We start from the raw sequence: 18,798 nt of genomic DNA, 5'->3' as shown, positions 1-18,798 counted from the left end.
TCCTTTCTTGGACCGCCTGGCCGGCTAGCCCACGCGGCGTGGCTTGAAGCTGGACCTCGGGAATGTGCCGGGCTCGACCGGCTCGACGGTGACCGGCACGCCCAGATCGGCGGCGAGGATCTCGGTGAAGCGCGCCGCGTCCCCCGCGTCCGCGCATTCGAGGCGCAGTTCGAGCCGGTCGCGGCCGGGGTCGCCGGCGCCGAGGAGCCGGAACTCGGGGGCGCCGTGCGGGTCCAGCGCGAGCTGGACGTCCACCGGCAGGACCGACCGCCCGGCGACGCGGACCTGGTCGGCGGCCCGGCCGAGCACCCGGAACCGCTGGCCGGTCTGCCCGCACGGGCACGGCCCGCTCTCCAGGACGGCGATGTCCTCCAGGTCGTAGCGCAGGAAGAACGCGTTCATCCCGAACGTGCTGACCACCAGGTGCCCGCGCTCGCCGGCCGGGAGGCTCCGGCCGGTCCCGGGGTCGCACACCTGGATCACCGCGTGGTCGGCGGGCGCGTGCACGCCCCGGTGGTGGTCGCAGTCGGCGCAGCCGAAGCCCGGGATGTCGGCGGCGCCGGACATGTTGCGGATCCGGAACCCGAACCGCTCCTCGACCCGCCGGCGCGGCCCCTCGAACTGGTAGACGAGGTCGAACAGCACGACCGTGGCGCCGCCGAGCACCTCGGCGAGGTCGACGCCGATCCGCCCGGCCGCCTCCACATAGGTCTCCAGCTGCGAGCCGGTGACCATCAGCCCGCGCGGCCTGAACTCCTCCCACAGCCGGACGTGGTCCTCGGCGGTCTCGGGCGAGTCGGGCGGGCCGAGCGGCAGCTCCAGCGCGCCGGTCTTGACGTACCAGAACGCGCTCGTGCCGGACGAGACGTACAGCCCGTGCGGCCAGCTGTGCGCGAACCGGTCACCGGGCCGCACCCCGCACGCCCACACGGCCCTGGACTGGAGCTCGATCGCCGCCTGGAGGTCGCGGCGGCCCATCATCACGTACACCGGCCGGCCGCCGGTCGTCCCGGTCGACCGCCCGATCCGGACGGCGTCGTCCACGCCGACGGTGCGGTGCGTGCCGAACGGCGGGTGCAGCGCCTCGTCGGCGCGCAGGTCGGCCTTGGTGGTGACCGGGATGTCGTCCAGGTCCGGCACCGTCCCGGGGCCGAACCCGGCGGCGGCGTACTTGTCGCGGTAGTAGGCGATGGGACGGTCCCACACGCGCGCCCACTGCCCGGCGAGGCCGTCCGCGCGGAGCCGGCCGAGGGTCTCCTCGTCCGCCGTCTGCGCGGCCGGGTTCCAGAGCGCCCGGCCCGGGTCCTCCTGGTCGAAAAGCTGTGCGGGGTCGTTCGGCACGGGTCCTCCTCGTGATGGGGGGGTGGTCAGGGGGCGCCGGTTTCAGCCGTCGGACGCCAGCAGGACGGCGCTGGCCGGGAGGCCGGGCGGCGACGAGCACAGCACGTGCCGGGCGCCGGGGACCTGGTTGACGCTCGTCCCGCGGATCTGCCGGACGGCCTCGGCGAGCCCGTTCATCCCGTGGATGTAGGCCTCGCCGAGCAGGCCGCCGTGCGGGTTGACGGCCATCCGGTCGCCGACGCCGATCCCGACGTCGGCGACGTAGGCCGCCGCCTCGCCGCGCCCGCAGAAGCCGAACGACTCCAGTTGGGCGAGTACGGCGGGGGAGAAGTGGTCGTAGAGGATCGCCGCCTGGACGTCGTCCGGGCCGAGCCCGGACCGCTCCCAGATCCGGCGCGCGGCCAGGTCCAGCGCGGCGGTGTCGGTCACCGAGTCGCGGTAGTAGTCGGCCATCACGTGCTGGGACGGCCCGGCCGCCTGCGTCGCGGTGGCGATGACCGCCGGACGCTGCCGCAGGTCACGGGCCCGCTCCACGGACGTGACGACGACCGCGACCGCGCCGTCGCTCTCCATGCAGCAGTCGAGCAGCCGCAGCGGCTCGGTGATCCACCGGGAGGCCGCGTGGTCCTCCAGCGTGATCGGCCGCCCGTGGAAGCGGGCCGCCGGGTTGGTGGCCGCGTGCCGCCGCGCCGCCACCGTCACCCGCCCGAAGTCCGCGCTGGTCGCGCCCGTCTCGTGCATGTAGCGGCGGGCCCACATCCCGATCCAGCCCGCCGCGTTCAGCAGCCCGAACGGCAGCGACCAGCCGTACTGCGCCTCGTCGGCGCTGTCGTACAGCGGGCGCTTGTCGCCGAACCCGAGGCCGTAGCGCTGCCCGGACCGCTCGTTGAACGCGCGGTAGCAGACGACCACGTCCGCCATCCCGGTCCGCACCGCCATCGCGGCGTGCGCGACGGTCGCGCAGTAGTCGCCGCCGCCGTACTGGACGCGATCGGTGAAGCTCAGCCCGCCGATCCCGAGGCTGCGCGCGACGGCGACCTCGGGGCTGCTGTCGTGCGCGAACGTCACCAGCCCGTCCACCTCGGACGGCGCGATCCCGGCGTCGTCCAGCGCCGCCCGGACGGCCTCGACCGCCAGCCGCAGCTCGCTGCGGCCCGAGCGGGCGGAGAACTCCGTGGCGCCGATGCCGGCGATGGCCGTCCCGGTCGAGCCACCGTCCTCGCGCCGGGCGGGATGCCTCGCGGGCGCGACCTTTGGGCCGGTCCGCTGAGCGGTCTCCGGAGCGGTCTCCGGCTCGGCGGGACGCGCGCCGGCCGGTCGCGGCGGGACGAAGACCGGGAGCGCGAGGCCGTCGAAGTCGCGGATCTCGCACCGCACCCGCATCCCGATCGCGACGTCCCCGGATGAGACGTCGCCGCCCTCGACGCCCGCGACCAGCCGGACGCCCTCGTCGAGATCGATGAGCGCGACCGTGTACGGGCCGGGGAACGCCTCGAAGCGCGGCTCGTGCACGAGGACGTGGCTGTGCACCGTCCCGGCGCCGGTGGCGACGATCCAGTCCGAGGACAGGGAGCCGCAGCTCGCGCAGCCGGGCTCCGGCGGGTGCCGCAGCGTCGTGCAGTCCGTGCAGCGCTGGATGCGGAGCTCGCCCGCGGTGAGCCCGTCCCACCAGAAGGCGGTGTCGGGGGTGACCGACGGGCGGGGGCGGATCCGGAGCCCGGACGAGGCGAGGCCGGCGTCGTCCACGCTCAGCCCTTGGCGGCGTTGGTGATGGCGGCGCCGAGGACCTCGATGCCGCGGCGGAGCTCGTGCTCGGGCGCGTGGCTGAAGGCCAGCCGCAGGTACCGGCCGCTGTCGGCGGAGTCGGTGAACCGCTCGCCCGGACGGCAGAACACCCCGCCCATCACCGCCTCGTGCTGCGCTTTCTCCCAGTCGACGCCGTCGCGCATCCGCAGCCAGAGGTAGAAGCCGCCCTGCGGGACGGTGAAGTCGACCCACTCGCCGCAGTGTTCGAGCACCCCCGCCACGGCGATGTCGCGCTTGCGGCGGTAGATCGCGTTGGCGGACTCGAGGTGCGCGTCCATCCGGTCTTCGGCGAGGTAGGCGGCCATCAGCCGGCACAGCCACTGGCTGACGCCGAGGTCCTGGCGGACCGCGGCCAGCGCCTCGATCATGTCGGGCCGCCCGGCCATCCAGCCGAGCCGGAGCGCGGGCGCCATCACCTTGGAGAAGGCGTGCGACTGGATCACCCGGCCCGAGGTGTCCAGGCTGAGCAGCGAGGGCACCGGCTCGCCGTCGTAGCGCAGGTCGGCGTAGATGGAGTCCTCCAGGACCACCAGGTCCCACTCCTCGGCGATCTCCAGCAGCCGGCGCCGCCGGTCCTCGGGCAGCACCGCGCCGGTGGGGAGCTGGAAGGTCGGGATGAGGTAGAGCAGCTTGGGCCGGATCCCGTCCCGCCGGAACTCCTCCAGCCGCCGCTCCAGCGACTCGATCACCAGGCCCTGGTCGTCGATGTCGACGGTCCGCAGGTCGGCGCCGCGCATCTGGAGGAACCGGGTGGCGTAGGGGAAGGACGCCGACTCGGCCAGCACCCCCTCGCCCGGGTTGACGAACGCCATCGTGGCCAGCGCGATCGCCTGGACCGAGCCCGAGGTGACGATGAAGTTGTCCGGGCCGAGGCCGGCCACGCCCTGCCGGCGGCCGAGCCAGCGGGCCAGCTCCTCGCGCAGCCCGGTGTTGCCGAGCACCAGCTCGACGTAGCTCGGCAGGTAGATGATGTCGCCGGTCGCGTCGTCGTGCCCGAAGGAGATGTACTCCAGCGCCCTGGCCCCGTCGCGGTCCAGGACGCGTCCGGCCAGCTCCTTCAGCTCCTCGATCGGGAAGCTCTCCTGCGCCGCGATGCCCTGGTCGAAGTTGAAGGTGATCTGGGCCGGCGGGTCCGGGAAGAACAGCGGCGGCCCGTCCAGGGCGAGGGTGGAGTACAGCGAACGCGCGTCCATCAGCGACCTCCCGTTGACGGCGGCGCCCGCCCTCACGGGCGGGCCGGCGCCGTTGGAGTGAATCAATCTTCAGGTGAAGCTAGACAGGCGTCCGCGCGGCCGTCAAGGCCCGAATTTGTGACCGGGGCCACCCCTCGGAGCCCTAAACTCCAGGCTGCGTAAGGGCGTTCGTGTGATCGCCCGGTCGGAGAAAAAGACCGGCACCCTGGCCCGTTTCGCTGCTCGTCCCATAAGGTGAGCAACTATTCAGGTCGGCCCAGCAGGCCGATCCCCAGCGGTGGGCGGCCGGTGCGGTCCGGCGGAAGCGGGACGGCGCCGGACCGCGGGAGGTGCGGTCCGCGGTCCGCGCGGGCAGGTAGCGGGAAGAGGGGAGACGGCAGGACGGACAGATGGGCCGGCGTGCCGGGCCCTGCGCGAGGAGAGGTCACCATGGCAGGAAGCACCGCACTTCCCGAAGTCCCCGACACCGCGCTGGTGGCCGAGGCCACCGAGCTCGTCCGCGAGGCCGCGCCGCCGCTGATCTACCACCATTCGCGGCGCGTCTACCTGTTCGGCGCGCTGCGCGGCGCACGGGACGGGCTGCGGTACGACCCCGAGCTGCTCTACGTCGCCGCGATGTTCCACGACCTCGGGCTCACCGCCGGGTACCGGCGCACCGATCAGCGGTTCGAGATCGACGGCGCCGACGAGGCCCGCCGCTTCCTGCTCGCGCACGGCGCCGACGCCGCCGCGGCCGAGCTGGCCTGGACCGGGATCGCGCTGCACACCACCCCGGAGATCCCGCTGCACATGGCGCCCGAGATCGCGCTGGTCACCCGGGGCGTCGAACTCGACGTGCTCGGCATCGGCTACGACACCGTCACCGACGGGCAGCGGGCCGCCGTCGTCGCCGCGCACCCGCGCCCCGACTTCAAGCGGCAGATCCTCGCCGCGTTCACCGACGGGATCAAGGACCGGCCGGACACCACGTTCGGGAACGTCAAGGCCGACGTCCTGGAGCACTTCGTGCCGGGCTTCCGCCGCGGCGACTTCGTCGAGGTGATCCAGGAGTCGGCCTGGCCCGAGTAGGTGCCACTCGGCCGGTGTCGGTCAGATGGTGCCGGTCAGATGGTGCCGGCCGCGGTGAGGCGGGTGATCTCCTCGGCGGCGAGGCCGAGGAGCGTCCCGTAGACCTCGTGGTTGTGCTCGCCGAGCTCGGGGCCGAGGGAGCGGACCTCCCCGGGCGTCCCCGACAGCTTCGGGAAGACGTTGTGCATCGGGAACTCGCCGAACTCGGGGTGGGCCAGCCGGATGATCGCCTCGCGGGCCCGGTAGTGCGGGTCGGCGAGCATGTCCTTGGCGCGGTAGGTGAGCCCGGCGGGGATGCCGTTCTCGTGCAGCAGCTCCAGCAGTGGCCCCGACTCCTGCCCGGCGGTCCACGCGCCGATGAGGTCGTCCAGCTCGGCCGCGTGGGCGCCGCGCGCGCCGTGGCTGGAGTAGCGCTCGTCGTCGCCGAGTTCGGGCCGGCCCATCAGCTCGGCCAGCCGCCGCCAGATGGTGTCGCGGTTGGCGGCGATCAGGATCGGCCCGTCCTGGGTGGGGTAGACGTTGCTGGGCGCGACGTTCGGCAGCACCGACCCGGTGCGCTCGCGCTGGTAGCCGGCGATGTCCCACTCCGGGATCAGCGACTCCATCATCGCCAGGACGGCCTCGTACAGCGCCGAGTCGACCACCTGCCCGCGCCCGGTGCGGTGCCGCGCGTGCAGCGCGACCAGGGTGCCGAGCGCGGCGAAGGTGCCGGCCAGCTCGTCCCCGAGCGAGATGCCCGCGCGGGACGGCGGCTTGTCGGGATCGCCGGTGACGTACCGGATGCCGCCCATCGCCTCGCCGACCGAGCCGAACCCGGCGCGGGGCGAGTACGGGCCGTCCTGCCCGTAGCCGGTGACCCGTGTGATGATCAGCCGCGGGTTCTCGGCGTGCAGGGTCGCGGGGGACAGGCCCCAGCGCTCCAGCGTCCCGGGACGGAAGTTCTCCACCAGCACGTCCGCCCGCGCGATGATCCGCCGGGCCAGCTCCTGCCCCTCGGGGGTCCGCAGGTTCAGCGTGGCCGACTTCTTGTTGCGGGCGAGGATCGGCCACCACAGCGACTTGCCGTGCGGCTTCTCCCGGCCCCACTCGCGCATCGGGTCGCCGGCGCCCGGCGGCTCGATCTTGACGATCTCGGCGCCGAAGTCGCCGAGGAGCTGGCCGCAGAACGGCCCGGCCAGGAGCTGGCCCATCTCCACCACCCGCAGGTCGCCGAGGGCGGGGAGGTCGTCGGTGCCGGTCATCGTGGGTCTCCTTCGGCTTGGCCGGTGAGGCGGGCCGCGGCGGCGCGCACGTGCGCGCGCATCACCGCCTCGGCCCACGCGGGGTCGCGGGCCTCCAGGGCGGCGACCAGCTCGCGGTGGTGGTTCATGCTGCGCGCCATCGACTCGGCGTCGTAGCGGTGGAAGGTGCCGAGGATCAGCGGCGCGTGGATCACCGAGGTCAGCATCGCGGGCAGCCGGCGGTTGCCCGACAGGTCGATGACGGCGGCGTGGAACCGGGCGTTCAGGTCGGCGACCAGGCCGAGGTCGCCGTCCGCCGCGGCCCGCTCCATCGCCGCGCACTGGGCCCGCAGATCGGCCAGGACGGTCTCGTCCGGCGCCTGCCGGGCCGCGCGGGCCGCCGCGTACGGCTCCAGCAGCGCGCGCAGCTCGAAGATCTCGTCGAGATCGGCCGGGGTCCACTGGACGACCCGGGCGCCGCGGTGCGGGAGGACCTCCACCAGCCCGTCCGAGCCGAGCCGCTGGAGCGCCTCGCGCACGGGGGTGCGGGACAGCCCGAGCGTCTCGGCCAGCTCGGACTCGCCGAGCCGGCTGCCCGCCCCGGCCTCGCCGGAGAGGATCATCTGGCGGACCGCCTCGTAGGCGGTGTCGGTGGCGCGCGGCACGGCCCCTCCTCCGTTGATTGCATGCAATATAGCCACAATAGAGGCCATATGCCAGAATTAAGGCGGAGGTGAGGGAAGATTGCATACAACAGTGCTGGAGGTCGGCCCCCGGGACGGGCTCCAGAACGAGGACCGGGTGCTGTCCCCCGACGACCGGATCGAGCTGATCGCGCGCAGCGTGTCGGCCGGTGCCCGCCGGATCGAGGCGGTGGCGTTCGTCCACCCCGGCCGGGTCCCGCAGATGGCCGGCGCCGAGGAGGTGATGGCCGGCGTGCCGCGCCGCGACGGCGTCTCCTACAGCGGGCTGGTGCTCAACCGCCGCGGTCTCGACCGGGCGCTCGCCGCCGGGGTGGACGAGGTGAACGTCGTCGTGGTCGCCTCCGACACCTTCAGCGTCCGCAACCAGGGTCGCACGATGGCGGAGATGCTGGACGAGTGGGACGGCATCGCCGCGGCGGCCCGGGACGCGGGCGTGCCCGCCGGGATGACCGTCGCGGTGGCGTTCGGCTGCCCGTTCGAGGGCGAGACGCCGCCCGCGCGGGTCGCCGAGATCGCCCGCCGCGCGCAGGCCGCGGGCGCGTTCGAGATCGCGCTCGCCGACACCATCGGCGTGGGCGTCCCGGCGCAGGTCCGCGACCTGGCCCGGCGGACCCGCGAGGCCGCCCCCGGGACGCCGCTGCGCTGCCACTTCCACAACACCCGCAACACCGGCTACGCCAACGCCCTCACCGCCGTGGACGAGGGCGTCGCCGTGCTGGACGCCAGCACCGGCGGGTTCGGCGGCTGCCCGTTCGCGCCCGCCGCCACCGGCAACATCGCCACCGAGGACCTGCTGTACGCGCTGCACCGCGGCGGCGTGAGCACCGGGATCGACATGGCGGCCGTCGCCGAGACCGGAACCTGGCTCGGCGGGCTGCTCGGCAAGCCCGCCCCCGCCCTGCTCGGCCGCGCCGGCGGATTCTGACCCCGGACGGCCTTCGGACGCCACCGGGACCCGGCCCGGCCTGACGCCCCGCCGGGCCCGGCGGGGCGTCAGGCGGACGCGTCAGGCGGGCAGGTCAGGCGGGCAGGGACAGGTGGCGGGGGTTGGCCACGGTCAGCTTGTCCACGATGCCGGCGCGCACGGCCGCGACGACCTCGTCCATGCGCCCGTCGGCCTCGCCCGCGCGGATGCCGGTGGCGAGCGCGGCGTCGTCGGCGTAGCCGAGCCGCGCGAGCCGCTCGCCCTGCGCGGCCCGGTGCGCCTCGCCGAGCAGCAGCTCGCGCCGCGCGATGCGCAGTGCGGACGCGGCCACGCGGGCGTGGAAGCGGGTCCGCTCGTCGGTGTGCCCGGCCGTGTCGAGAAACGCGCCCACGGCCTCGATGAGCCCGGCCGCGCCCGGACGGTCGTGCGGCGGCGACGCCCCGTCCGCGCCGGACCCGCCAGGTCCGCCGCCGAGGGGGTCGGCGACGGTCACGGGCGCGGTCAGGCCGAGCGCGAGCAGCAGGTCGTGCTCCTGCTCGCAGACCTTCCGGCCGAGCACGGCCAGCTCGATCGAGGGATCGGAGCCTTCGAGGTACCGTTCGGCCTGCTTGCGGCAGAGCACCGTCCAGCGGAGCGTGCCGTAGACCTCCCACCAGTGCAGCACGTCGGGCTCGGGCGGCGTGCCGCCCGCCGCGGCGTAGCCCTCCAGCAGCGCCTCCCGGCCGCCGAAGCCTCCGACCGGGGCGGGCGAGCCGAACCGCCACGCCTTCACGCACAGCCAGCCGAGGTCCTCGGCCGGGTCGCCCGCGTGCGACAGCTCCCAGTCCAGGACGCCGCGCACGCCGTCCGGGCCGATCATCAGGTTGCCGTTGCGGAAGTCGCCGTGCACCACGGTGCGGCCGGTCGCGGGCGGACGGTTGCGGTCCAGCCAGCGCAGGGCCAGCTCCACGGCGGGACGCGGCTCGGCGAAGCCCTCGTACAGCGCGGTCAGGTCGGCGAGCGGGTCGCCGTCCGGCAGTCCGGGGACGGCGTCCGGCGGCAGCGTGTGGACGCGGGCGAGGATCCGGCCGAGCTCCCCGGCCAGGCGCGGCCTGGCCCCGGCGAACCGCTCGTCCCGCAGCAGCCGGCGCGGGATGGTCTCCCCGTCCAGCCGCTCCATGATCAGGTAGGGGGTGCCGAGCGTCCCGGCGCCGTCGCCGGACCCGGCCGGCCGCGGCACCGGCACCCCGGCGCCCGCCGCCGCCGTGAGCAGCGCGGCCTCGCGCGCCATCGCGGCGGGATCGGGGTCGGCGGGCGGGTCCCGCCGCAAGATGAGCGGACGGCCGCCGGCGTCGAACGCCCAGGTCTCCCGGCTGGCGCCGCCCGACAGCCTGCGCAGCCCGGTCACCGCGACGCGCTCCCCGCCCGGCCCGGTCAGGACGGCGGAGAGCGCGTCCTCCAGGGAGGTCATCCGCGGGCCGCGCGCTGCGCGGCGGCGTGGGCCCGGAGCGCGTCGCTGCCCCTGGTGTCGGCGTACTCCTCGATGCGGGCGATCCGCCCGTCGGCGTCGACGGTCGCGAACAGGCAGGTCGCCACCTCGATCGCGACGGCCGCGCCGCCGCCCTCGCCCGGGAGGTTCCCGCGCAGGACGTGCCGCTGGACGAACCCGTCCGGCATCGGGTCGCGCCGGATCTCCTCGTACCGGAAGTCGCGCAGGTTGGCCGACAGCCACCGCAGCGTCCGGAGGTTGTCCTCGACACCCTGCTCGGAGCCGCCGCCCTCGCCCGGCCCGTTGTGCCAGATCACGGCGCCGGGGGCGTACACGGAGCGCAGGGCGTCCAGGTCGCCGCCGGTGATGGCGGCGAAGAAGCGGTCGGCGAGTGCCTGGTGCATGGAGGTCTCTCCTTCTTCGGGGACGTCGCTCAGGGGGCGGGGGGCAGGCCGAGGGCCCGGATGTTGAGGGTGTCCAGGGTGTCCAGGAGCCGTTCGGTCTCCGGGGTGCCCTCGCCCTGGACCAGCCACAGGTACAGCGAGTGGTCGACCATCGCGGCCAGGGCGCGGGCGGTCATCTCCGGATCGAGGTCGGCGGCCACCAGCCCCTCCCGCTGCCAGCGCTCGATCGCCTTGGCGGTCCGCCCGACGGACGCGGCGCGGTGCCTGCGCCGCAGCTCCTGGAACTCGTCGTTGAACGTCGCGACCTGCTCGACGATCGCCATCATCTTCGCGTTGCGCAGGTAGGCCCGGTAGTAGGAGCGGTTGGCGCGCTGTATCCGAGCGGCGGGCGACGGGCCCGCGGGCGGCACCAGGTCGAGCCCGGTCATCTCCGTGAACAGCCGGTCGGCGACCTCCAGGAAGACCGCCTCCTTGGAGGGGAAGTAGGTGTAGAAGGACCCGTAGGCGACCTTGGCGTGCCGGGCGATGTGCGCGACCCGGGTGTCGAGGAAGCCGCGCTCCTCGAACACCTCCCGCGCCGCCGAGACGAGCCGCTCCCTGGTCCGGGCGCCGCGCTCGGTGAGCGGCGCCGGGGCCTCCTCCGCCGGTTCCGGCTCGTTCTCCGCCCCGCTTCGCATGGCCGTGGTTCCTCCTTCGGGGGTTGACAAGCCGATGTTCGCAGGAACAGGATCCGAGCATCGAACAGAGTTGACATGACTGTCAAGTCAACTCCGGAGGAGGACCGGTGCTGATCAACGACATCGTCGAGTACGCGGCGCGCAAGCGGCCGGACCGCCCCGCGCTGAGGTTCGAGGACGAGACGGTCACCTTCGCCGGGCTGCGCGACCGGGTCAGGCGGACCGCCAACGCGCTGCTCGCCCTCGCCGCGCCCGGCGACCGGGTGGCGGTGCTGTCGGGGAACCGGCCGGAGTACGTCGACCTGTACTACGCGGTCCCGGCGGCGGGCATGGCGCTGACCTTCCTCAACCACCGGCTGCACCCGGCCGAGATCGCCGCCCTGGTCGACCACGCGCAGGCGTCGGTGCTGATCGTCAGCGGCGAGCACCTGGAGGCGATGCGCGAGCACCGCGCGGCGATGCCCACGGTCAAGGCCGTCCTGGCGCTCGACGAGGGCTCCGGCGCCGACCGCCTTCTCGCCGACCTGGTCGCGGCGGCGCCGGCCACCGAGCCGCCGCGCCCGGACGAGGACTCCGTCGCCTGGCTCGTCTACACCAGCGGCACCACCGGGCGCCCCAAGGGGGTGATGCTGACCCACCGCAACCTGGTCACCGGCGTGATCGGCTCGGTGTCGCACTGGGACCTGCCGGACGACACCGTGTTCCTGTTCTGCTTCCCCCTGTGCCACGTCGGCGGCTACGTCGTGCTGGTCAACCACCTGCGCGCCTGCACGGTCGGCATCCTGCGCGGCTACGACAACGAGACCTTCCTCCGGCTGGTCGAGGAGTGGCGGGTCACCCAGACCGGGCTGGCCCCCACGATGATCGCGTTCCTGCTCCGCCATCCCGGCATCGAGGACCGCGACCTCGGCACCCTGGAGGCGATCGGGTACGGCGCGTCCGCGATCCCCGCGCCGGTGCTGCGCCGCGGGATGGAGGTGCTCGGCTGCGACTTCTACCAGGGCATGGGCATGTCCGAGCTGGGCGGCAACGTCCTGCACTTCGGGCGCGCCGAGCACCGGCGGGCCGCGGCCGGGGAGACCCACCTGCTGGCCGCCGCGGGCCGTCCGATGGATCTGGCCGATATCCGGATCGTGGACGCGGACTTCGCCGACGTGCCGGCCGGCGAGCCCGGCGAGATGATCGTCCGCGGCGACCAGGTGATGCGCGGCTACTGGCGCGAGCCGGGGCTGACCGCCGCCGCGTTCCAGGACGGCTGGTTCCGGACCGGCGACGTGGCCCGGCAGGACGCCGAGGGCATGGTCTACATCGTGGACCGGATGAAGGACATGATCATCACCGGCGGTGAGAACGTCGCCTCCCGCGAGGTCGAGGAGGCCGTGCTCGGCCACCCCGCGGTGGCCGAGGCCGCCGTCTTCGGCGTCCCGCACCCCGAGTGGGGCGAGGCGGTGCACGCGGTCGTGGTGCTCCGGCCGGACGCGTCCGCCACCGCCGAGGAGATCATCGCCGCCTGCCGGGAACGGCTGGGCGGCTACAAGGCCCCGCGCGGGATCGAGTTCGCCGCCGAGCTGCCGCGCAACGTCGCCGGCAAGGTCCTCAAACGCGACCTGCGCGCCCGCCACACCACCCCGAAGGAGGCGACATGACCGCCCGCAACACCGAGTTCGAGCTCGGCGGGATCAACCATCTCGCGCTGGTGTCCTCGGACATGAGCCGCACCATCGACTTCTACTCCGGCGTGCTCGGGATGCCGCTGATCAAGACGCTGGACCTGCCAGGCGGCCTCGGCCAGCACTTCTTCTTCGACTGCGGCGGCGGCGACTGCGTGGCGTTCTTCTGGTTCCCGGACGCGCCGGACGGCGTCCCCGGGATCTCGGCGCCCGCGACCCGTCCCGAGCAGGGCGGGCTGCTCAGCGCCGTCGGCTCGATGAACCACGTCGCCTTCCACGTGCCGGCCGACCGGTTCGACGCCTACCGGACGCGACTGAAGGAGAAGGGCGTCGCCGTCAGCCCCGTGCTCAACCACGACGACAGCCCGTCCGGTGTCGCCCGCCGCATGCACGACGGGGTGTTCGTCCGGTCCTTCTACTTCCAGGACCCCGACGGGATCCTGCTGGAGTTCGCCTGCTGGACCCGGACGTTCACCGATGCCGACATCGCCCACCGGCCGCGCACGGCGGCCGACCGCACCGTCAACAAGGAGAGCCATGCCGCGACTTCGTGAGGTGCCCCGCGCCGAGGTCACCGACGAACGGATCCTGTTCTTCTACGACCGCCTGTTCGCCCCGGACCGCGACCCCGCCGTCGACCACGGCACCGCGACCGGCACCCCCGGCGACTGGTGGACGGTCTTCGCCAACTCCCCGGAGGTGTTCCGGCACGCGGTCCGCGGGTTCGCGCTGTACCGCAACGCCGACCTGGAGCCCGCGCTGCGCGAGCTCGGGCAGTGCCGGGCGGGCTGGGCGCGCGGCAGCCAGTTCGTCTTCTCGCAGCACTGCAAGCAGATGCGCGCGCTCGGGATGCCGGAGGAGAAGATCCAGGCCGTCCCGCACTGGCAGACCGCCGACTGCTACTCCGAGCTGGAGCGGGCCCTGCTCGCCTACACCGACGGGCTCGTCCTGGACGGCGGCCGGGTGCACGAGGAGGTCTTCGCCGTGCTGAAGCGGCACCTCACCGACGAGCAGGTGCTGCTGTTCACCTACATCACCTGCATGTACGACATGCACGCCACGATGTCCCGCGCGCTGCGGCTGGAGTTCGACGACCGGCCCGAGCCGGTCGAGGAGGTCGCCGCCCCCGAGGGCTACGACGCCCGCGACATCGCCTCCGACCTGTCCGGGGAGGGCTGATGCTCTTCTCGGTGCCGGACCGGGTGCGGCCCGTCCGGGACGCGGTGCACGCGTTCATGACCGAGCGGGTGGAGCCCGCCGAGCCGGTGCTGAACGCGGGCGGGCCGGCGTCCCGCGACGCGCTGGCCGGGCTGCGCCGCGAGGCCAAGGACGCCGGGCTGTGGGCGCTCGGCCACCCCGCCGAGCTCGGCGGCGGCGGGCTGCCGTTCCTCGACTACGTGTACGTCAACGAGGTGCAGGGCCGCAGCGAGTGGGGCCAGCTCGCGCTCGGCACCTTCACCCTCCAGGACTCGCTGATGCTGCACCGGCACGCGAGCGCGGAGTGGCGCGACCGGTACCTGCTGCCGATGGTGGCCGGGGAGGTCTCGCCGAGCTTCGCGATGACCGAGCCGGACGTGGCCGGGTCCGACCCGACCGGGCTGCGCACCACCGCCGAGCTGGACGGCGACCACTGGGTGATCCGGGGCCGCAAGTGGTTCACCACCGGCGCCGCGGACGCCGACTACACCACGGTGATGTGCCGCACCGAGCCGGACGGCACGGCCCCGCACCGCGCCTTCAGCATGATCGTGGTGCCGACCGGCACCCCCGGCTACCGGATCGTCCGCGAGACCCCAGTGCTCGGCCTGAACGGCGGGCACTACGAGGTCGCCTACGAGGACGTGCGGGTGCCGGCCGGCAACCTGCTCGGGCCGCGCGGGCACGGCTTCGTGATCGCCCAGGAGCGGCTCGGCCCCGGCCGGATCTTCCACTGCATGCGCTGGCTCGGCCAGGCCCGGCGGGCGTTCGAGCTGATGTGCGCGCGGCTGGAGTCCCGGACCGCCTTCGGTGAGCCGCTGGCCGCCAAGCAGCTCATGCAGCAGCACGTCTTCGACTCCTACACCGACATCCAGTCGGCCCGGCTGCTCACCCTCCAGGCCGCCGGCCGGATCGACGAGGGCGACCAGGCGCGGGTGGAGATCGGCGCGATCAAGGTGGTCGGCGCCCGCATGCTGCACGACGTGATCGACCGCGCCGTCCAGGTGCACGGCGCCGCGGGCCTCACCGACGACACCCCTCTGTCCCGGATGTACCGGCACGCCCGGGAGGCCCGCCTCTACGACGGCCCGGACGAGGTCCACATCCAGAGCACGGCCCGCCGCATCCTCCGCGAGGCCGCCAAGGAGTGATCCGCCCGCTTGCCCGGACGCGTCGCGGCGGAGAGATCCGTCCGCCGGGACGCGTCGCGGGCGGCGGGCCGCACCATGCCCGGCACGGTGCGGCCCGCCGCCCGCGGGCGCGGTCAGCCCTCCCGCGCGTCGGCCGCGAGGAGGTCGTGCAGCTCGCGGACCGCCTCGCGGAGCCGGTCGGCGAACGCGTGCATCGCGTCCGCCACGGGCAGCGGCGTGCTCAGGTAGACGTTGAGGCGGTCGGGGAGCAGGACGTAGGCGACGCCGATGCACCGCTCGCTGGTCGCCCCGAACCCGAAGTACTGGATGCCGGCGGACGGGGCGGAGCTGGTGCTCAGGTAGTCGTCCCGCATGACCAGCCAGCCGGGCGACCGGTACAGCGCGGGCTCCGCGGTCACGCCGAGCTCCTCGCCGCGCCGCTTCTGGATGAGCTGGAGCTCCCACAGGTGCTGCTCGGGCGCGCGTCCGGACTGGCAGTCCCTGGCGCGCTCGACGTGCGCGGCGGCGGCGGCGCGGAACGCGGCCGTGCGGGTCGCGGCGTCCGCCCCGGGGTCGTCCATCGCGGCGACGAACCTCAGCACCTCGGGGGTGACGACGCGCATCGCCTCGGTGCGCCCGTTCCGGTACTGCCGCGTCGCGATCGACTCGTAGGTGGCGCCGATGCGGCCCTTCGCGCGCTGGTGGGCGAGCTGGTAGGCCATCTGCGCGAACGCGTCCGGTGAGGTGCGCAGCTCCTTGGCCCGGTCGCCGCCGAAGTCGTCGAACGACACGGTGGTGGTAGCGGTGCCGGCCGCGTAGTCGGCGAACGCTTCGGCGGCGCCGCGCACGCTGTCGCGCAGGTCGTCGTCGAGCCCGAACCTGATGGGCGCTACGGCCGGGACGGTCCCGCCGGGCCAGCCGGGTGCGCCGGACGCGGCGGACACGGCGGCGGGCGCCTCGCCCAGCACCGCGTCGACGAAGCTGAGGACCGTGGTGCCGTCCAGGCCGCAGTGCTCGATGTTGACGCCCGCCGAGCCGTCCGCGAACACGATCAGGGACACGGCCTTGTCGAACCACCGGTTGCCGCTGTCGCCGTGCAGCAGGTGGTCGCTCGCCTCCAGGGTGTCGCGGGGCGCGAGGTCCTCCAGGCAGACGCAGAACAGCGCCCGCTCCACGGTGTCGAGCGCGGCGGCGTTGCCGGGGTGGGCGGCGAGCAGCGCCTCCCGGTCGGCCGCCCACTCGGCCCGCGCCTTGGTGGTGAGGTGCCCGACGGAGGTGTCGGTCGGGGCCCGCGTCGCGCCGTCCTTCATGACCGCGCGCAGGCCCGCGACCAGCTCGTCCGGAGTGTGCGGGCGGCCGTCCGGGCCGAGCACCTCGAAGCGGAACATGGTGCCGCGGAAGAACACCACGATGTGCCGCTCGCGGGACGGGCCCGGCCACTCCCGGCTGTACGGGCCGCGGACGGTGTCCTGGACGGCGCCCGGGATGCGCGTCGAGGAGAACAGCGCCTTGTTCTGCTCCATCGACAGGGGCCGCCCCCGCTGGACGACCGGCGGGACGCGCTCCTCGTCGAGCCGCAGCTTGTAGCCGACGGCCGCGCTGATCAGCGATGCGGCGCGCTCGGCCTGCTGGAGGCCCGCGTCCCGGAACAGGAAGAAGAAGTTCGCGTTCACCGCGATGCGGTCGCGCCGGCCCAGGTAGCGGTAGGGCCAGAACGTGTCGAGCCAGCTCTGCACGCCCTCGGTCGCGTCGTAGTCCCGGAGCGCCGCGTGGAGCCTGCGGCCGGGGCCGTCCGGGCGCAGGAACGAGGCGACCTCGGCCTTGGTCGCGGCGACCTCGTCCGGGGTCAGCAGCGGCTCGCACCACGCGACGAACCGCTCGCAGCTCTCCTCCAGCGCGGGCAGCGGGACCCTCGGCAGGCCGGCCTCGTGGCCGAAGGTCGGGGTGGGTTCCTCATGGCGGCTGTTCAATTCAATCCTCTGTCTGGACGGTGCAGGGGTGCCCGGGCTCCGGCCGGGCGGAGGCCGGGCGCAGGGCGGGCGGACGCGAGGTCGACGACGGCGCGGGCGGCCTTGCGGCGCGGCCTGGACAGGTGGAGCCCGGCGTAGAACCAGCCCTCGGTCTCCAGCCCGCGCGGGTCGACGCCGATCCCCGACAGCGTGTCGAGGACCTGCGACTGCTCCTGCGGGGTGGCGAACCGGCGCTGCTTGAAGAGGCCCTCGGAGCGGACGGTCTCGTACCCGGCGTCCGCCAGGCACGCGGCGATGGGGTCGAACGGGAACATCCGCAGCACGAAGTGCGCCATCCACGGCCTGCGGTCGCCGTTCGCGGCGACGACCCGGGAGATGGTGCGCTCGGTGACGTAGCCGAGGCAGCCGGTGGAGACGACCAGGTCGGCGCCGGCGAGCTGGGCGCACTGCCGTCCGGTCGGCTCGTTCCGCTCCAGGTCGGCGTTGACCGCGCCGTCCAGGAACCCGGCCGCGAGCGCGTACGACAGGGCCCGGTCCGAGGTGTCCAGGCCGATGAACCGGGCCCGCCCGGAGCGGCCGCGGGAACGGACCAGTTCCCGGTCACGGGCCAGCAGCGCGGCGCGGGGCAGCGTGGCCGCGTCGCCGCCCGCGTAGCGCTCGTACAGTTCGTCCATGGTTGCGTCGCATTTCAACAGCGCTGCGTTGATGCCGTAGGAGCAGCCGATGTCCAGGACGGTCGGCGCGGGCACCTTCCGGACTTCCCGGTATTCGCTGATGAGCGCGGCGAAATGGGGTTTTGCGCCCTGCGGGATGCAGTAGCCGAGTTCGCGCAGCGTACCGAAGTAGGCGCGCGGATCGGGCTGCGTGTAGATGTGGTCGAGGGAGACTTTTCCGGTGGAGTCGGCAGGCACGGTCGCATTCCTCTCTGGCGGGACAGAGCAGGCGATGGAGCAAACGGCGGTGCGAACCGCCGGCCGGCTGCTCAATCCAGCAGTTGGTCGACCCGTACGGCGCTTTTGGCGGCGGCCAGATGTTCGGGGAGAACACGGCCGAAAAGCTGTTCGGTGCGGGCCACGCTGCCGATGACCCCGGGGCGCTCGCTGTAGGCGAAGATCGCGGAATGGCGGGCGGTGCGGCCTTGCACGGAACTCACCCGGTGCAGTGAGTAGCGGCCCTTGAAGAGCTGGAGGTCGCCCGGCCGCAGGGTGAGGCGGCGGACCGTCCGGCCGCCGCGTCCGGTGAGGACGTCCCGGACGTCCGCGAGGTTCTCGGCGTGCGCGGACCTGATGTTGGGGCAGTACTCGAAGACGCCGCCGGCCTGCGGCTCCTGGGTGAGCATGCTGACGGTGAACTCGTTGGTGTCGAAGTGCCACGGGTGCTCCATGCCCGGGTTGACGACGTTGAGGCACAGGCCGGCCAGGGGGTCGGCGAGCTCGTGGACGCGTGGCAGCCCGAAGCAGCTCGCCACGAAATGGCGGAACGGCTCGCTGGTGTAGAGCCGGTGGATCAGCAGGTCGGCGGGGATCTGGTCGCGGGCCACGAAGGCGTTGCCGCGTTCGGCGGTGATGCGGCCCGGGTGGCCTTCCGGTAGCGGAGCGGTCACGTCGATGTTGTAGGCGTTGACCGTTTCGACGTCGTCATGCGCCAGGTCGGAGAGGGCCGCGCATTCCCGGCGCAGCACGTCCGCGAGTGCCGGTCTGATGAAATCCGGCAGCACGCTGCATCCGGCCTCGCGGAGTTCCCGCCGGGTGCGGGCGACCACCGAACGCCAATCGCCGCTCGCCGGGTCCGCGAGGGGATAGCGCGCGGTGTCGACCACCTGCCCGATCGCGACGGCCTCCGATGTGCTCATGAAGATCCTCTCCATGCGAGCCGGTCGCTCGCCGACCTCAGGCTCACCGACCTCTCAGGGGTTTTAGCACATTCATTGTTGTCAATTCCCTGCTAGTAAAGTGTGGCGAAGTTTTGTGGATTGTCTAGCTTTTGCCCTTGACCTGTGGGTTTGACTGGCGCCCCGGGCGGGCG

General features: G+C 73.6%; 17 protein-coding genes. 6 read left to right on the top strand and 11 right to left on the bottom strand.

From position 1 onward, the window contains the following. Positions 1-24 precede the first annotated feature (24 nt). The 3 genes from OHA34_RS15370 to OHA34_RS15360 are packed head-to-tail and all read right to left on the bottom strand — an operon-like array spanning position 25 to position 4,340. Positions 25-1,341 carry a phenylacetate--CoA ligase family protein gene (locus OHA34_RS15370; protein ID WP_329522016.1) on the bottom strand — a complete coding sequence of 439 codons (1,317 nt, stop codon included), beginning with the start codon at positions 1,339-1,341 and terminating at the stop codon, positions 25-27. 42 nt (positions 1,342-1,383) lie between these two features. Beyond that, positions 1,384-3,087 (bottom strand): thiolase C-terminal domain-containing protein, encoded by a 1,704-nt coding sequence (locus OHA34_RS15365; RefSeq protein WP_329522015.1) that lies wholly within the window; start codon positions 3,085-3,087, stop codon positions 1,384-1,386. A 2-nt stretch (positions 3,088-3,089) separates the two neighbouring features. Continuing rightward, positions 3,090-4,340 (bottom strand): aminotransferase-like domain-containing protein, encoded by a 1,251-nt coding sequence (locus tag OHA34_RS15360; protein ID WP_285941856.1) that lies wholly within the window; start codon positions 4,338-4,340, stop codon positions 3,090-3,092. Positions 4,341-4,769: 429 nt separating this feature from the next. On the opposite strand from OHA34_RS15360, the gene OHA34_RS15355 reads away from it, so the two are divergent. Continuing rightward, positions 4,770-5,408 carry an HD domain-containing protein gene (locus tag OHA34_RS15355; RefSeq protein ID WP_285941855.1) on the top strand — a complete coding sequence of 213 codons (639 nt, stop codon included), beginning with the start codon at positions 4,770-4,772 and terminating at the stop codon, positions 5,406-5,408. Positions 5,409-5,443: 35 nt separating this feature from the next. Here the strand turns inward: OHA34_RS15355 and OHA34_RS15350 are convergent, their stop codons facing one another. Together OHA34_RS15350 and OHA34_RS15345 are read right to left on the bottom strand one after the other, a co-directional pair. After that, positions 5,444-6,649 (bottom strand): CaiB/BaiF CoA transferase family protein, encoded by a 1,206-nt coding sequence (locus OHA34_RS15350; protein ID WP_329522014.1) that lies wholly within the window; start codon positions 6,647-6,649, stop codon positions 5,444-5,446. Then, the gene (locus OHA34_RS15345) at positions 6,646-7,293 is read right to left on the bottom strand and encodes a GntR family transcriptional regulator (protein WP_329522013.1); all 648 of its coding nucleotides are present in this window, start codon (positions 7,291-7,293) and stop codon (positions 6,646-6,648) included. The genes OHA34_RS15350 and OHA34_RS15345 overlap by 4 nt, the downstream gene beginning before the upstream one ends. A 79-nt stretch (positions 7,294-7,372) precedes the next feature. On the opposite strand from OHA34_RS15345, the gene OHA34_RS15340 reads away from it, so the two are divergent. Continuing rightward, positions 7,373-8,257: a hydroxymethylglutaryl-CoA lyase gene (locus OHA34_RS15340; protein WP_329522012.1), complete on the top strand. Its 885-nt coding sequence runs from the start codon at positions 7,373-7,375 to the stop codon at positions 8,255-8,257. 94 nt (positions 8,258-8,351) lie between these two features. Here OHA34_RS15340 and OHA34_RS15335 read toward each other — a convergent pair whose 3' ends face one another. From OHA34_RS15335 to OHA34_RS15325, 3 genes are read right to left on the bottom strand one after another with little or no spacing between them, the layout of a single operon-like run. After that, entirely contained in the window at positions 8,352-9,707 is a 1,356-nt protein-coding gene (locus OHA34_RS15335) for a phosphotransferase family protein (RefSeq protein WP_329522011.1), read from the bottom strand. Beyond that, on the bottom strand, positions 9,704-10,129 hold the full coding sequence (locus OHA34_RS15330) for a nuclear transport factor 2 family protein (RefSeq protein WP_285941850.1): 426 nt from the start codon (positions 10,127-10,129) through the stop codon (positions 9,704-9,706). Before OHA34_RS15330 ends, OHA34_RS15335 begins: the two co-directional genes overlap by 4 nt. Positions 10,130-10,158: 29 nt before the next feature. After that, on the bottom strand, positions 10,159-10,806 hold the full coding sequence (locus OHA34_RS15325; protein WP_329522010.1) for a TetR/AcrR family transcriptional regulator: 648 nt from the start codon (positions 10,804-10,806) through the stop codon (positions 10,159-10,161). A 107-nt stretch (positions 10,807-10,913) separates the two neighbouring features. Between OHA34_RS15325 and OHA34_RS15320 the strand changes: the two genes are divergently transcribed. Genes OHA34_RS15320 through OHA34_RS15305 form a run of 4 tightly spaced genes read left to right on the top strand, consistent with a single transcriptional unit; the run spans position 10,914 to position 14,824 of the window. Further along, a complete protein-coding gene (locus OHA34_RS15320; RefSeq protein ID WP_329522009.1) occupies positions 10,914-12,452 on the top strand; it encodes an AMP-binding protein in 1,539 nt (512 codons plus the stop codon). Continuing rightward, complete coding sequence (locus OHA34_RS15315; RefSeq protein WP_329522008.1) at positions 12,449-13,030, top strand: VOC family protein; 582 nt, start codon at positions 12,449-12,451, stop codon at positions 13,028-13,030. Before OHA34_RS15320 ends, OHA34_RS15315 begins: the two co-directional genes overlap by 4 nt. Beyond that, a complete protein-coding gene (locus OHA34_RS15310; RefSeq protein ID WP_285941845.1) occupies positions 13,014-13,655 on the top strand; it encodes a carboxymuconolactone decarboxylase family protein in 642 nt (213 codons plus the stop codon). Before OHA34_RS15315 ends, OHA34_RS15310 begins: the two co-directional genes overlap by 17 nt. Next, positions 13,655-14,824, top strand: coding sequence for an acyl-CoA dehydrogenase family protein (locus OHA34_RS15305; protein WP_285941843.1), 1,170 nt, complete (start codon positions 13,655-13,657; stop codon positions 14,822-14,824). The genes OHA34_RS15310 and OHA34_RS15305 overlap by 1 nt, the downstream gene beginning before the upstream one ends. Before the next feature lie 113 nt (positions 14,825-14,937). Here OHA34_RS15305 and OHA34_RS15300 read toward each other — a convergent pair whose 3' ends face one another. From OHA34_RS15300 to OHA34_RS15290, 3 genes are all read right to left on the bottom strand, one after another. Beyond that, the gene (locus OHA34_RS15300; RefSeq protein ID WP_329522007.1) at positions 14,938-16,773 is read right to left on the bottom strand and encodes a choline/carnitine O-acyltransferase; all 1,836 of its coding nucleotides are present in this window, start codon (positions 16,771-16,773) and stop codon (positions 14,938-14,940) included. After that, positions 16,770-17,684 (bottom strand): class I SAM-dependent methyltransferase, encoded by a 915-nt coding sequence (locus OHA34_RS15295; RefSeq protein WP_329522006.1) that lies wholly within the window; start codon positions 17,682-17,684, stop codon positions 16,770-16,772. Before OHA34_RS15295 ends, OHA34_RS15300 begins: the two co-directional genes overlap by 4 nt. 71 nt (positions 17,685-17,755) lie before the next feature. Next, positions 17,756-18,625: a HalD/BesD family halogenase gene (locus OHA34_RS15290; protein ID WP_329522005.1), complete on the bottom strand. Its 870-nt coding sequence runs from the start codon at positions 18,623-18,625 to the stop codon at positions 17,756-17,758. Between the last annotated feature and the right edge of the window lie 173 nt (positions 18,626-18,798).

Source organism: Spirillospora sp. NBC_01491, assembly GCF_036227065.1.
Classification (GTDB): domain Bacteria; phylum Actinomycetota; class Actinomycetes; order Streptosporangiales; family Streptosporangiaceae; genus Spirillospora; species Spirillospora xylanilytica.
This window is presented reverse-complemented; position numbering and strand designations above follow the sequence as displayed.

Coding starts and splice junctions, on each gene's coding strand:
- OHA34_RS15355 (WP_285941855.1), top strand. CDS start 4,770: ATGGCAGGAAGCACCGCACTTCCCGAAGTCCCCGACACCGCGCTGGTG.
- OHA34_RS15290 (WP_329522005.1), bottom strand. CDS start 18,625: ATGAGCACATCGGAGGCCGTCGCGATCGGGCAGGTGGTCGACACCGCG.
- OHA34_RS15315 (WP_329522008.1), top strand. CDS start 12,449: ATGACCGCCCGCAACACCGAGTTCGAGCTCGGCGGGATCAACCATCTC.
- OHA34_RS15325 (WP_329522010.1), bottom strand. CDS start 10,806: ATGCGAAGCGGGGCGGAGAACGAGCCGGAACCGGCGGAGGAGGCCCCG.
- OHA34_RS15360 (WP_285941856.1), bottom strand. CDS start 4,340: ATGGACGCGCGTTCGCTGTACTCCACCCTCGCCCTGGACGGGCCGCCG.
- OHA34_RS15350 (WP_329522014.1), bottom strand. CDS start 6,649: ATGACCGGCACCGACGACCTCCCCGCCCTCGGCGACCTGCGGGTGGTG.
- OHA34_RS15335 (WP_329522011.1), bottom strand. CDS start 9,707: ATGACCTCCCTGGAGGACGCGCTCTCCGCCGTCCTGACCGGGCCGGGC.
- OHA34_RS15330 (WP_285941850.1), bottom strand. CDS start 10,129: ATGCACCAGGCACTCGCCGACCGCTTCTTCGCCGCCATCACCGGCGGC.
- OHA34_RS15310 (WP_285941845.1), top strand. CDS start 13,014: ATGCCGCGACTTCGTGAGGTGCCCCGCGCCGAGGTCACCGACGAACGG.
- OHA34_RS15305 (WP_285941843.1), top strand. CDS start 13,655: ATGCTCTTCTCGGTGCCGGACCGGGTGCGGCCCGTCCGGGACGCGGTG.